14 protein-coding genes are annotated in these 12,306 nt (G+C 38.0%); 1 reads left to right on the top strand and 13 read right to left on the bottom strand.

Annotated elements, in window-relative coordinates; genetic code table 11:
• Positions 1–81 precede the first annotated feature (81 nt).
• The 6 genes from FFM59_RS08655 to mnmA all read right to left on the bottom strand — a co-directional run bounded on the left by FFM59_RS08655 (position 82) and on the right by mnmA (position 6,859).
• Positions 82–648, bottom strand: coding sequence for a TIGR01440 family protein (locus FFM59_RS08655; protein ID WP_137602643.1), 567 nt, complete (start codon positions 646–648; stop codon positions 82–84).
• Positions 649–682: 34 nt separating this feature from the next.
• Positions 683–1,681: a ribose-phosphate diphosphokinase gene (locus tag FFM59_RS08660; protein WP_137602644.1), complete on the bottom strand. Its 999-nt coding sequence runs from the start codon at positions 1,679–1,681 to the stop codon at positions 683–685.
• A gap of 77 nt (positions 1,682–1,758) precedes the next feature.
• Positions 1,759–4,230: an SF1B family DNA helicase RecD2 gene (recD2, locus tag FFM59_RS08665; RefSeq protein ID WP_137602645.1), complete on the bottom strand. Its 2,472-nt coding sequence runs from the start codon at positions 4,228–4,230 to the stop codon at positions 1,759–1,761.
• Between the two features lie 21 nt (positions 4,231–4,251).
• A complete protein-coding gene (locus FFM59_RS08670) occupies positions 4,252–4,926 on the bottom strand; it encodes a tetratricopeptide repeat protein (RefSeq protein ID WP_137602656.1) in 675 nt (224 codons plus the stop codon).
• 12 nt (positions 4,927–4,938) lie between these two features.
• Positions 4,939–5,598: a histidine phosphatase family protein gene (locus FFM59_RS08675; RefSeq protein ID WP_137602646.1), complete on the bottom strand. Its 660-nt coding sequence runs from the start codon at positions 5,596–5,598 to the stop codon at positions 4,939–4,941.
• A gap of 127 nt (positions 5,599–5,725) precedes the next feature.
• Entirely contained in the window at positions 5,726–6,859 is a 1,134-nt protein-coding gene (mnmA, locus tag FFM59_RS08680; protein ID WP_137602647.1) for a tRNA 2-thiouridine(34) synthase MnmA, read from the bottom strand.
• A 329-nt stretch (positions 6,860–7,188) separates the two neighbouring features.
• Here mnmA and nrdI point away from each other — a divergent pair, with 329 nt between their 5' ends.
• Entirely contained in the window at positions 7,189–7,650 is a 462-nt protein-coding gene (gene nrdI, locus FFM59_RS08685; RefSeq protein WP_137602648.1) for a class Ib ribonucleoside-diphosphate reductase assembly flavoprotein NrdI, read from the top strand.
• 69 nt (positions 7,651–7,719) lie between these two features.
• Here the strand turns inward: nrdI and FFM59_RS08690 are convergent, their stop codons facing one another.
• From FFM59_RS08690 to dapF, 7 genes are read right to left on the bottom strand one after another with little or no spacing between them, the layout of a single operon-like run.
• The gene (locus tag FFM59_RS08690) at positions 7,720–8,061 is read right to left on the bottom strand and encodes a DUF1831 domain-containing protein (RefSeq protein WP_137602649.1); all 342 of its coding nucleotides are present in this window, start codon (positions 8,059–8,061) and stop codon (positions 7,720–7,722) included.
• Between the two features lie 17 nt (positions 8,062–8,078).
• A complete protein-coding gene (locus FFM59_RS08695; protein ID WP_137602650.1) occupies positions 8,079–9,227 on the bottom strand; it encodes a cysteine desulfurase family protein in 1,149 nt (382 codons plus the stop codon).
• 9 nt (positions 9,228–9,236) lie between these two features.
• Complete coding sequence (locus FFM59_RS08700) at positions 9,237–9,932, bottom strand: 5'-methylthioadenosine/adenosylhomocysteine nucleosidase (protein ID WP_137602651.1); 696 nt, start codon at positions 9,930–9,932, stop codon at positions 9,237–9,239.
• Positions 9,933–9,944: 12 nt separating this feature from the next.
• Entirely contained in the window at positions 9,945–10,244 is a 300-nt protein-coding gene (locus tag FFM59_RS08705; protein WP_137602652.1) for a hypothetical protein, read from the bottom strand.
• Positions 10,245–10,246: 2 nt separating this feature from the next.
• Positions 10,247–10,798: an NUDIX hydrolase gene (locus FFM59_RS08710; protein ID WP_137602653.1), complete on the bottom strand. Its 552-nt coding sequence runs from the start codon at positions 10,796–10,798 to the stop codon at positions 10,247–10,249.
• Positions 10,788–11,021 (bottom strand): cold-shock protein, encoded by a 234-nt coding sequence (locus tag FFM59_RS08715; RefSeq protein WP_137602654.1) that lies wholly within the window; start codon positions 11,019–11,021, stop codon positions 10,788–10,790. The genes FFM59_RS08710 and FFM59_RS08715 overlap by 11 nt, the downstream gene beginning before the upstream one ends.
• A 31-nt stretch (positions 11,022–11,052) precedes the next feature.
• Positions 11,053–12,042 (bottom strand): diaminopimelate epimerase, encoded by a 990-nt coding sequence (gene dapF, locus FFM59_RS08720; RefSeq protein ID WP_137602655.1) that lies wholly within the window; start codon positions 12,040–12,042, stop codon positions 11,053–11,055.
• Positions 12,043–12,306: the final 264 nt, after the last annotated feature.

The following is a 12,306-nucleotide window of genomic DNA, read 5'->3' on the forward strand; positions in this document are numbered from 1 at the left end:
AGCGCCTTGAGACGCTGGCAAGTACATAGGGCTTATAGCCCATGAACAAACCACCCGTTTTACGGGCGGTTATGATTAATATTAATCTATTGGTTTCCAAACATATTGTGCTCGTTCGCCACCAATTAACTTGGGACGACTTGTTAAATATGTGATATGTGCGAATCCTATTTCAGTTACAGAGGTTCTCAACGGAATCTGAACAAACTTAACATGCTGTCCAATCGCGGTGTCACCGATATCAATTCCACCAGCTGCGACGATATGCTCCACTTCAACGGAATCAGCAAACCTTTCATATGCGGCAACTTGGGTTGCTCCACCTGCATGAATTGCGGGCACCACGAGAACTTCTTCATATCCTCGTTTTTCAGCTTCACTACGTTCCATCAAAAGCGCTCTGTTCAAATGTTGACATCCTTGAACGGCTAAATGTAATCCTCTTGCTTGTAAGGCAGGTAAAATAACATCGATAACCATTCTTCCCACTTCAATTGACGAATCTTTACCGATTGTTTTCCCATGTATTTCACTGGTACTTGAACCTAAAACAACTAATGCGTCTTTGGCAAAATCTGCCTGGTCTAAGAACTCTTTAACAGCAATTTCTAGTTGTTTTCTGCTATCTTCTAAGTTAAATTCTGTCATATTCTCATTCCCTCTTTGTTAATGCATCTTACACCTAAATCTGAGCGTTTTTATTATCTGAACTAATAAATAATGCATCCACCGGTTCATTATTATGAATATGTCTAATAGCTTGTGCTAATAAAGGTCCGACAGATAATTGGACCAGTTTAGCACCCTTCTTTTCTTCAGGCAAATCAATTGAATCAGTGACAATCATTTTTTCAATTGATGATTCATCAATCTTTTTCATTGCCGAATTTGAGAACACGGCGTGTGTCGCACACGCATACACTTTATCTGCTCCGAAATTCTTTAATGCCGTGGCAGAGACAGACATTCGAACCCCTGTGTCAACAATATCATCTACTAAAATTGCGGTTTTCCCTTTCACATCCCCAATTACGTATTCCGGAACTGATTCATTTAACCGCTCAATTTCTTCAGGACTCCGATTATCGATAATTGCGATTGGTGCTTTTAAGATTTCAGCTAATTTACGTGCTCTGGTAACTCCTGCATGATCAGGGGCGACAACCACGATGTTTTTAAGAATATCTTGACTGTAGAAGTAATTTGCCAATAATGGTGCTGCTAGCAAGTGATCAACTGGCACATTGAAAAATCCTTGAACCTGAGCAGCATGCAAATCTAATGCAACTACCCGGTCAACGCGATCCATTTCAAGCATGCTGGCGATTAATTTAGCGGTAATCGGTTCACGAGAACGTGCTTTCCGGTCTTGACGTGCATATCCATAATATGGAATCACCACGTTAATTGTTTTGGCACTTGCTCTACGTAAAGCGTCTACCATAATCAAAAGTTCCATCAAGTTAGTATTAACAGGATCTGAAATCGATTGAATTACATAGACTTCACACCCACGAATACTCTCATCAATCGTAATTTGAATTTCTCCATCCGCAAACTGTTTCAGGGTGGAGTCACCCAAAGGTAGTCCAAGCGATTTAGCAACATCTTCCGATAGAGGTTTGTTTGAACTTAAAGCGAAAATTCTGACATTTTCTGCATTTTTCATTTGTTGTACCATTTGTGGGCTCTCCTTCAATTTTTCTATTCGATTTATTATCGCAACAATTCACACCGCTTGCAAGTTTCTATTACTATTTATTGTGACTCAACAAAGTCTTTAGGTTTGATTCCGCTCATTCCAATCATTGGATCAATCTGACCATTTTCTATCGAGTTAATGGTTAAGATATATGATTTCTTTTCTGACTCGTTATCTGGCTCATTAGTTTCAGTTGTTGTTTGTGTTTTAGGCACATCTTCTGTTGGTTTGACAATCATTGGCTGCATGACCGAACCATTGAAGATTTCCTCTAGCCTCATCAGTAAGGTAGTTTTACGATTTACTGCCTCATTTTTAATTGCTTGAGCAAAAGCTCGCGGTTCGCCAATTAGCACCAGTTTGCTTTTAGCTCGCGTTATTGCTGTATACAACAAATTTCGTTGTAGCATACGACTATATTGTGAAACCATTGGTAAGATGACCATTTCAAATTGGCTACCCTGTGATTTATGAATTGAAATACTGTACGCCAATGTTAATCGTTGCCATTCATTTCTGGTATAAGTCACTTCATTTTGATCAAATTCAATCACCATTCGATCTGTTTTTGGCCCTTTTTCTTGAGGTACACCCAAATCTATACTGACGATTGTCCCAATATCACCATTGAACACATTATTTTCAGGGCTGTTTACTAAGTGGAGAACTTTATCTCCAATCCGGAATTCTTCACCCCGATATTCAACTGACTTAGTTTTTTCATTTTTAATTTGATTAAAAATATTTTGTGCAATTGAATTTAAGCGATTGATACCGGCACTTCCTCGATACATTGGTGCCAATATCTGAACTTGCATTTTGGAATATTCACGTGTTTTTGCCCTTTCAACAATTTGTTGAATAACTTCAGAAACTTGATCTGTTCGACATGGAATAAACGATCTGTCCTTAAATTGTTTTGTTAAGTCATTTGGAACCTCACCTAATTTAATAGCATGTGCCAATGGAATAATCGATGATTCTTCAGACTGTCGATAAATATTGGACAATTCAACCTTTGGTAATTTAGAAAAATCCAGTAAATCATGGAATATTTGACCCGGTCCAACAGAAGGTAATTGATCCTTATCTCCTACAAGAATGATTTGCATCGTACTTGGAATTGCGGCTAATAACATTTTAAATAGTGAAATGTCTACCATAGATAACTCATCTACGATCAATAATGATCCGTTTAAATCATGCACGTTAATATCGTTTGATTCTTCACGTCCAGTCAAACCAAGTAGCCGATGAATGGTACTGGCAGGTAATCCCGTCGTTTCACTCATTCGTTTGGCAGCACGACCAGTGGGTGCGGCAAGTAAAATTGGAAATGGCGTATCTTTATACGCATTGATATCTAAAGAGTACTGATGTAACTCTGCAAATGCAGTCACAATACCTTGAATAATTGTGGTTTTTCCAGTACCAGGTCCACCAGTTAATAGGAAGATACGCGATTTTAACGCTTGCGTTATGGCCTGCTTTTGAGACTCATCATACTCGATATCATTGCGTTTCATGATTTTTAAAATGGTCTTTTCGATTTTACTATCATCAGACAAGACATCTTCATCACTATTCAGCCGATGCAAATGTTCAGCAATTTGCCATTCAGCATTAAATAAATTAGTTGGATAAATTCGATTATCTTGCGCAACAATTTGGTTAGAACTTGCCAATGCAACCAGCCTATCAGCCACTTGTTTGGGATTAATTCTGACATTCCGACTTTCTTCTAACAATTGAACGGTTTGTGTGAGTAACGGCTTAGCCATTGTATATGTATCGCCCGTTTGCATCGTCACATCATCTAAGACTTGCAATACACCCGCATCAATTCTTCGAGTATCATCAGCAGGAATTTGCAGCTTCTCAGCAACTTGATCAGCTTTTTTAAAACTAACTCCCTCAATGTCCCTAGCTAATTGATAAGGATTTTTTTCAATTCTCATTAATGTCTCATCACGGTACTTTTCAAAAATTGATGTAGCTAGCGAACTCCCAAAGCCAAAATCATTTAATCCAATGATTATTTGATCCATTCCTCTTGAAGCAGCCAGATTATCAATGAGAGTTTTTACAATGGCAGGCTTTAAGTTTAAGCCAGTCAGAGCATCTGGATCATTAACAATTTTATCAATTGCACCTACTCCAAGTGCATCAACAATTTTTTCGGCAGTTTTCTTTCCAACACCTTTGAACTGGTCGCCAGATAGAAAGGTAATTAAACCTTCTGCAGTCGTTGGTTGCATGCTGTGATAATTACTAGACTGAAATTGTTGGCCATATTTAGGATGATCCACCAGCTTGCCTTCAAATCTGTAAGATGTTTCTTCATTAATTTCACCAAAGTTTCCAGTGACAACCACCTCACCGTCATGCCAATCAAAACTTGTCTCTTCAACTTTAACTAACAATACCTTGTAAAAATTATCTTGACTGGCAAAAAAGGTAGCTTCAACTTTGCCCACAAAAAAAGAAGATTCACTCGGATTTTCAAATAAATTCATTGAATTGTCCATTTCGCGTTTCTCCTCTTTTAATTATTTATTACTATCTTGTAGTGTCTTTTCAATATCTGCGATTTTTTGTTCGCTTCTAGCATAATAGTCAGGGTCAAGTTGTTTAGCTTGTGCCAAATAATCATGATATTCTTCACCCAACACCATTGCAACCAAGCCACGATTAAACTGTGTTTCAGCACGACCAGGATGGTGTTCTAAAATGTCATCATAATAGGCTTTGGCCTGTCTAAAATCACCCAGTGCTAAAAATGCATCCCCCAACACTTCATTGATTTCTGGATCTTGCTTACGTAAATCATGAGCCGTAATCCCATATGCCAAGGCACGTTTATAATCATGTTTTTGAACCAAGCTTTGTGCCAACATTAAATAAGCATCGGCTTTTAGTTTTGGATTTTCAATTTGGTTATATTCTTTAATCGCTTCATCATAGTTACCACGTTCGTAGTATAAATTCCCTAAACCATACTTAAGCAAATTAGTAGATTTAGTATCATTTTCGAACAACCCTAACGCCTTCATGAACAGTTCTTCCGCTTGTTCATGGCTATTCAATTTAGTTAATAGTGAGCCCAAATCATAGTAGTTTTGAACCTTATCTGGATGCTGATCAATTGCCGCAACTAATTTTGAAATCAGCTGTTCAGACTGTTCCTTCATCTTTTCTCGTTGACCCTTTGATTGATTGTCCATCATCTTCCACCCCTAAATTGTGTCTGTCAAATCTTTCTCTTTATGCAAATAGTCAGTTTGATTCCAACTGATAATTTTAAAATCTTGACCATGATTTTTCGTTTCAAGAACTGTAGTCGAGGTATTACTTAAGCCACCGCGATCTCGTAAGTGAGCAAGAGGTACTCCGACAATTCCATTCAATGCTGCATTCAGCGCTGCCCCGTGTGAAACTAACAAAATGTTTTCGTCATCTGCTGCAGTTTGTAAAATTTCATGAATTCCGTGATTAAATCGTTGAATCAATGCCGGAAATGATTCTGCTCCAATTGCAGTCGGATCATATTGATCTGGATGATTTCTAAACGCATCAAATTCCACCGGATATTGTTGCTCAACTTCAGAAAATAGCATTCCTTCCATTTTACCCAAGTTAAATTCAGCCAATTCATTCATTAAACTAACTCTAATGGGCTGCTTCAAATCGGCCACTAATTCAAATGCCGTTATTCTTGCACGCTTAATGGGACTTGCATATAACCGTGAAAATGGAATTCCTTTTAGCGATTTAGCTAATAATTTTATTTCAGCATAACTCTGTGGTAATAATGGCGAGTCTCCATGCATTCCCTGGTATCTTGATTCGAGGTTCCATTCAGTTTTTCCATGTCTAATAAAATATAACTTTGTCATTTTTCACCTATGTTTAATTTCAATACTTCATTATCCCAATTATACCGTCAAACTTCAACTGTTTACATATTTTTTATATTAAAAAAACTAGAATCAATAATCTGATTCTAGTCTTATTTGAATTTCATTAGACATATTGAAGTGTTTTTGCTTCATTGTAAGCTACATCAATGATTGCACTACCGAGGCACTCATCACCATCATAAAAGACAACGGCTTGTCCTGGGGTAATGGCACGAGCTGGATCATCAAACTTCACAGTTACTTCGCTACCATCGTCTGCAACTTTGACGGATACACCGACATCTTGCTGACGATAGCGGAACTTAGCTGTACAATCAAATGACTCGCCGTTCTTGGTATCATCACCATCAACCCAGTGAATATCACTAGCTGACAAGTGAGTCGCATAGAGCTTTTCGTTATGGTAGCCTTGACCGACATAGAGGACGTTCTTAGTTTGATCTTTACCAATTACAAACCAAGGATCGTTATTCTCGCCGCCTCCGCCAATACCAAGACCTTTACGTTGGCCAATAGTATAGTACATTAAACCAGCGTGTTGGCCCTTAACTTCACCATCGAGTGTTACCATATCACCTGGCTTAGCAGGAATAAAGGTACTCAAGAAATCACGGAAGTGACCCTTCTCACCGATGAAGCAAATCCCAACGGAATCTTTCTTGTCAGCTGTGGCTAATCCAGCCTTAGTGGCGATTTCACGCACTTCCGGCTTAGTCAATTTAGCTAATGGGAACATTACCTTGTCAAGTTGATCATGTCCAAGTTGACTGAGGAAATATGTCTGATCCTTGTTCTGATCGGTGGCACGCATTAAATGCATGTTACCATTCTCGTCACGCTCTAAATCAGCATAGTGCCCAGTTGCGATATAGTCCGCACCTAATTGCTGAGCGTACTCAACAAAGGCCTTAAACTTAATCTCCTTGTTACAAACAACGTCTGGGTTAGGAGTGCGATCTTTTTTGTACTCATCAAGAAAATATGAGAATACACGATCCCAATACTCTTTCTCAAAATTAACTGAGTAGTATGGAATACCAATTTTCGCAGCAACCTTTGCCACATCCTTGTAATCTTCCGTAGCCGTGCAAACGCCATTCTCGTCAGTGTCGTCCCAATTTTTCATGAACACACCAACCACATCATAGCCTTGCTGCTTAAGCAGCAAAGCTACAACAGATGAATCGACGCCGCCACTCATGCCGACTACAACACGAGTTTTACTGTGATCTGTCATTTCATCACCATCATTCATATAGATTCTGGAAAAATCCACGAGTTGAAGGTCGTAATAATCCAGTACTTAAAATAATAACACAAACCCTAGTATTGTTCATCTATTAACACTTTTTATTAAACATTTAATTAACCTAAAATTATCAATCAATAACAAATTATAAACAGTTCCGAACTTTTTACATTTTTTTAAATTAAAAACCCTTGAGAGTATGGTAATCTATCTCCTATCAGAATATAATAAATATAAATAGTTGATTTCGTTTACTTTTTTAAAATCATGAAGTAATGTATTATTATACATGTTGGGAAGAAAGAAGAGGTAACAACTTGAAAGAAATCTATATTCTATATATTTCTATCGAAGGAAATACGCAATCATTTTTAGATCGTCTTTGTCGTTACTCCAATCAACAAAATGCAATTAACTCCGATAAACCACTTGTTAAACTGCGTGAAATAACCGATCAAACCGACTTTGAGGACGAGCAAGAGAAATTTTTTGCATTCGTCCCTACCTATTTAGATGGTGGTAATGGTATCGATTCTGGTGTTAAAGAGTTGATGACAAATTCACTTGGTGAATACATCGCCTTCCATAATAACTCTAGGCTCTGCATTGGAATTGTTGGTAGCGGCAATATGAATTTTAATGAACAATATTGTTTAACCGCCCGTCGATATTCCAAGAAATTTGACGCTCCCGTCATTGATGATTATGAGCTACGTGGGACGTCTGCTGATATTGAAAGAATTTACAACAATATGGCTGGCATCATCAAGGAACAATAGTTACTAAAAATGGTACTCCTGAAATTATTTCAGTGAGTACCATTTTTTCGTTCTATATTACTTAGAGGATTAGCTTTTAACAAAAATGCCACGGTCAATCATGCCGTTTAAAATAAAATGAAGTTGCTCCGTAAACTCAGCAGCTCTAGCATGAGTAAAAATATTAACAGCCATTGTACCACTCTGATTGACAGTATTCATTTTGAATCCATCCAACTCAGGGCTAACCGATATTTTCAAGCGTGCTGCAGGTGTAAATGGTGACTTTTGGTCCAATGGCGCTTCATATGAATACGTTCCACGTTTGGAAATTGCAAAGCCCAAATCACGTAATGCATAACTTTTTATTTCTGAACTAATTGAATAAGTATCCGTATCTCCTGGAAGTTTAATTGCTTTTTCAAATGCCATTTCCCCAACCACCTCGTCTATTTTGTTAAGCGCTGATAAATTGAACTTAAAGCTTCAATGAAGTCTGTAATTTCTTGTTCCGTTGTATAGCGACCGAAACTAATGCGGATGGACTCACTAATACGCTGACTATCTTCACCAAACATCGCGGTCAAAACGTGTGATGGTTCAAGACTACCAGCCGTACATGCTGATCCTCCAGAGACAGCAAAGCCAGCTAAATCCAAATTGGTTTGCATAATGTAGGTCGAAATCCCTGGAATCCAAATATTGAAAACATGATTTAAACTATTTTCATTTAATTCACCATTAATTTCAAAGTTCACATCGTTAGCTTTCAATCCATTAATAATTTGTTGTTTAAAGCCAAAATACTTTGTTTGTCGAGCAGCTTTTGTTTCTGAGGTAAGTGCCTCCACTGCCTTTTGAAATGCTGCAATGCCGGGTACATTTTCGGTTCCAGCACGTCTCTTCGTTTCTTGTTCTCCACCTTGGATAAAACTAGGAAAATTTGTCTGATTGCTTTTATATAAAAAGCCCATCATTTTAGGTCCATTAATCTTATGTGCTGAGGTTGACAACATATCAATATGATCAGCTTTTACATCGATATCCAACAAGCCATACGTTTGCACAGCATCTGTGTGAAACCAGGCCTGATGATTTTTTAGGATTTCACCAATTTCATGAATCGGCATCCGGCTACCTACTTCATTATTACCCATCATGATGGATACTAAAATTGTATCATCACGCAAAGCGTTTTTAAAATCATCGATAGAAATATTACCGTGCTCATCAACTGGTAAATAAGTAACTTCAAAAGCTTCTTGTTTTAATGTTTCAAGTGGTTGCAAAATTGCTTCATGTTCAATGGCCGTCGTAATGATATGTTTGCCTAGCTTTGCACGACTACGAGCCGTCTGGAAAATTGCGGTGTTGTCACTTTCGGTTCCACCACTTGTAAAAATTATTTCAGTTTCTTTGGCATTAATACTCTTGGCTAAAGCCCGACGAGCAACTTCCATCACCATACTAGCTTCACGACCTAAACCATAGCCAGTAGAAGCATTACCGTACACATTTTGCATCTTATCAACCATTACATCAATCACTTCGGACGACATGGGTGTCGTCGCAGCATTGTCTAAATAAACTTGCTTCATTATATACCTCTACTTGTTTTGATTTGCGAATAACGTTAACAGCATTTTAGCTGAACGTTTGCCTGCATCAATGATGAAATCATCAAACGACACACTGGCATCTTCATCGCCTGTGTCAGACATTGCCCGTACCACGACATATGGTACATCGTGGTCATTGGCTACTTGTCCGACGGCTGCACCTTCCATTTCACTTGAAAGTGCTGTTGGAAAATTAGCTTTTATTTCATTAATCTTGTCACTGCTAGCTACAAATTGATCTCCAGAAACTATCAATCCAGACAAAACATTTAAACCGGTTGATTTGCCCGCTTCGATAATAGCTTGAGACCATTTTTCAGAAGCTTTAAATGTCGCTGGTTGACTAGGCAGTTGGCCGTAAACATAACCAAAGGCCGTCACATCAACATCATGATAAGCCGTTTCAGACGAAACAACGACATCGCCAACTTTTAAACCTTCACCGATTCCACCAGCTGAGCCAGAGTTAATAACAACGTCGGCATTAAATTCACTAATTAAGTGTTCAGTGGTAATCCCAGCCTCAACCTTACCAATACCAGATTCCACCAGAACTACCGCCTGGTTACTAATCATACCTTCGTAGTAAGTTTTTGATCCTAATTCAATTTCTTGTTTATAGTCCAATGCATCAATTAACTCTTTAATTTCTTCAGGCATTGCACAAATTACGCCATATTTCATTTCAATTCTCCATTATCCTACAAAAAATAGAACCAAGTAAACTGCCACAATTGCAATGACAAGTCCAACAATAGCAATATTTAATTTTGATTTCATTTTTCGCGATTTATCTTCACCTGAAATAGGCACAGTTCTCCCTTTTCGGGAACGAGTTGGCGCCTCTTCTGGTTCTGGATTATTCTGAGGATGCGTTGCAGCATAATCGCGTTCTGCTTTTAAGCGTTTTTTATCGCGCTCTTTTAATTCATTTTCTTCATTTTGCTGTTGTCGTTTGTATTCTGCTCGCGATAACGGCTTTTCATTTTCTGCCATAATTACTCACCTTGTTGCAAAGTTGCCCAATAATAAATTGCCATAATCGTTTTTTGATCAACAATTTCCTTAGACTTAACCATTTCCAACGCTTGCTTGAGTGAAACTGTAATTAGTTCCAAATTTTCATCTTCATCTTGTGGTAATTCGGTAGTTACCGGTGATAACTCTCTGGCTAAATAAAGTGTCATGTATTCATCTGAAAATCCAATTGAAGTGTAGAAGGAACTAATTTCAGAAACTTTGCCCGCACTATAACGAGTTTCTTCATTTAATTCACGATTGATAGCTCCTAACATATCACCTTGGTCTCGCTCATCAAGTTTTCCAGCAGGAATTTCTAACGTCAGTGCATCAATTGGTGCCCGCCATTGTTTCATCAAGATCATTTGATTATCAGCAGTAATTGCTAACACAGCGACAGCAGGTACATGACGAACAATGTCCCTTGTGGCTGTTTTACCATTGGGTAATTCCACCGTGGTCACTTCAACGTCAATAATTTTACCAGCATAGACGGTTTTGGATTCAATTGGCTTTTCTTCAAAGTTCATTATTATCCTCCTCATCTTCTTCAGTAATTACGCGGACATGTGCTGCTTGAGGTCCACGCACACCGGCAACGACGACTAATTCAACTTTTTGGCCAGGCTCAAGTTCTTTGTGCCCTGATCCTTCAATTCCACTGAAATGCACAAAAATATCCGGCTCATCTTCAACCTCGATGAATCCGAATCCTTTGAGTGCATCAAAACTTTTTACGACCCCTTGTAACATTTAAATTACGTCCAATCATTTTGATTTTACACTATGCAGTTTGTAAAGTTTGAATAAACTGTTCATACGCAGCTTGTTCGTTAGTTTCATTAATTGTAACATGTTCAAAATTCGATGTTAATGCATCTTCAAGATTTATTTCAACCGTACGAACAAAAGTCGCATTACCAATTAAATCAATATAGTCATCTTCTGAAACGGAATGGTGAACTACTGTGTTAACCATTCCTCCTGGATTACATACTGAAATGTTTGTATTATTTGATACTTGATCACTATGCAATAACACACTAACCAAACTTGAGGCTGACATTGCTGTCCCACAGGCATTAGTGTACCCAACGCCACGTTCAAAAGTCCGTACAAAAATTTGATTTTTTCCTAAAATACGTACAAAACTGACATTCACTCCATCTGGAAAAACTGGATTAGTTTTGTTATTCAAATAACGGCCTAACTCACCGAGGTAATCACCATTGATGGTTTCCTCATCAACAAATGCAATTAAATGTGGATTAGGTACAGCAACAGCAGTAAACTTCAAATCTGTGTCTAATTCAGCAATCGATTGGTCAATTAACGTATCTGCTTCATTATTAACGTGCATACCTAAATCTTTAGCTGCAAAACTCACTGGTGCGATGTGTGCTTGGTACGTTTCCACACCAGCAGCAAGTGATGGCATCTTTGCGACAGGTAAGTCTGCTTCCATCGTTTCCACGGTGAATGATTGTTGATGATTTGTTTCAGCCAAATAACGAGCAACACATCGGAGCCCATTACCACACATACTAGCTTCACTACCATCAGAATTAATTACACGCATTTTACCGATGACATTATTATGTTCTGACTTATTAATCCACAGTAATCCATCAGCACCGTCACCTAGTCCTGATTTTCGATTACAAATGTTGATTGCTAATTGTTTAATTTCATCTTCCGTAAGTTGACGATTTAACTTCGTCGCATCCAACATATAAAAATCATTCTCTGAGCCATGTACTTTAATTAATTGCATAGCATTCACCTTCTCTTCGTTTATCTTCAATATTGGTATTCTACACCGATAAAGATTACTTGTCATGTTTTCTGTTGTTCCTAAAAATATTTTGGATTGAAGTCAATATTTGAGACAGATTTTAAGAGACATTCAGAACCGCGTTTACCTTCCAGGGTTCAAATAAATCATTAATCGCGATTAATAACTTATTTGAACCCTGGAAAGCATTAAATCAGGCGGCCATTTGGCTCGTAAGTGTTGCAATTTCAACTTGTAAGGGGG

This window comes from Paucilactobacillus nenjiangensis (genome assembly GCF_005405445.1).
Classification (GTDB): domain Bacteria; phylum Bacillota; class Bacilli; order Lactobacillales; family Lactobacillaceae; genus Paucilactobacillus; species Paucilactobacillus nenjiangensis.

Excerpts from the sequence above, each read along its gene's own strand:
- FFM59_RS08655 (WP_137602643.1), bottom strand. The coding sequence starts at position 648 with ATGACAGAATTTAACTTAGAAGATAGCAGAAAACAACTAGAAATTGCT.
- FFM59_RS08660 (WP_137602644.1), bottom strand. The coding sequence starts at position 1,681 with ATGGTACAACAAATGAAAAATGCAGAAAATGTCAGAATTTTCGCTTTA.
- recD2 (WP_137602645.1), bottom strand. The coding sequence starts at position 4,230 with ATGGACAATTCAATGAATTTATTTGAAAATCCGAGTGAATCTTCTTTT.
- FFM59_RS08670 (WP_137602656.1), bottom strand. The coding sequence starts at position 4,926 with ATGGACAATCAATCAAAGGGTCAACGAGAAAAGATGAAGGAACAGTCT.
- FFM59_RS08675 (WP_137602646.1), bottom strand. The coding sequence starts at position 5,598 with ATGACAAAGTTATATTTTATTAGACATGGAAAAACTGAATGGAACCTC.
- mnmA (WP_137602647.1), bottom strand. The coding sequence starts at position 6,859 with ATGACAGATCACAGTAAAACTCGTGTTGTAGTCGGCATGAGTGGCGGC.
- FFM59_RS08690 (WP_137602649.1), bottom strand. The coding sequence starts at position 8,061 with ATGGCATTTGAAAAAGCAATTAAACTTCCAGGAGATACGGATACTTAT.
- FFM59_RS08695 (WP_137602650.1), bottom strand. The coding sequence starts at position 9,227 with ATGAAGCAAGTTTATTTAGACAATGCTGCGACGACACCCATGTCGTCC.
- FFM59_RS08700 (WP_137602651.1), bottom strand. The coding sequence starts at position 9,932 with ATGAAATATGGCGTAATTTGTGCAATGCCTGAAGAAATTAAAGAGTTA.
- FFM59_RS08705 (WP_137602652.1), bottom strand. The coding sequence starts at position 10,244 with ATGGCAGAAAATGAAAAGCCGTTATCGCGAGCAGAATACAAACGACAA.
- FFM59_RS08710 (WP_137602653.1), bottom strand. The coding sequence starts at position 10,798 with ATGAACTTTGAAGAAAAGCCAATTGAATCCAAAACCGTCTATGCTGGT.
- FFM59_RS08715 (WP_137602654.1), bottom strand. The coding sequence starts at position 11,021 with ATGTTACAAGGGGTCGTAAAAAGTTTTGATGCACTCAAAGGATTCGGA.
- dapF (WP_137602655.1), bottom strand. The coding sequence starts at position 12,042 with ATGCAATTAATTAAAGTACATGGCTCAGAGAATGATTTTTATATGTTG.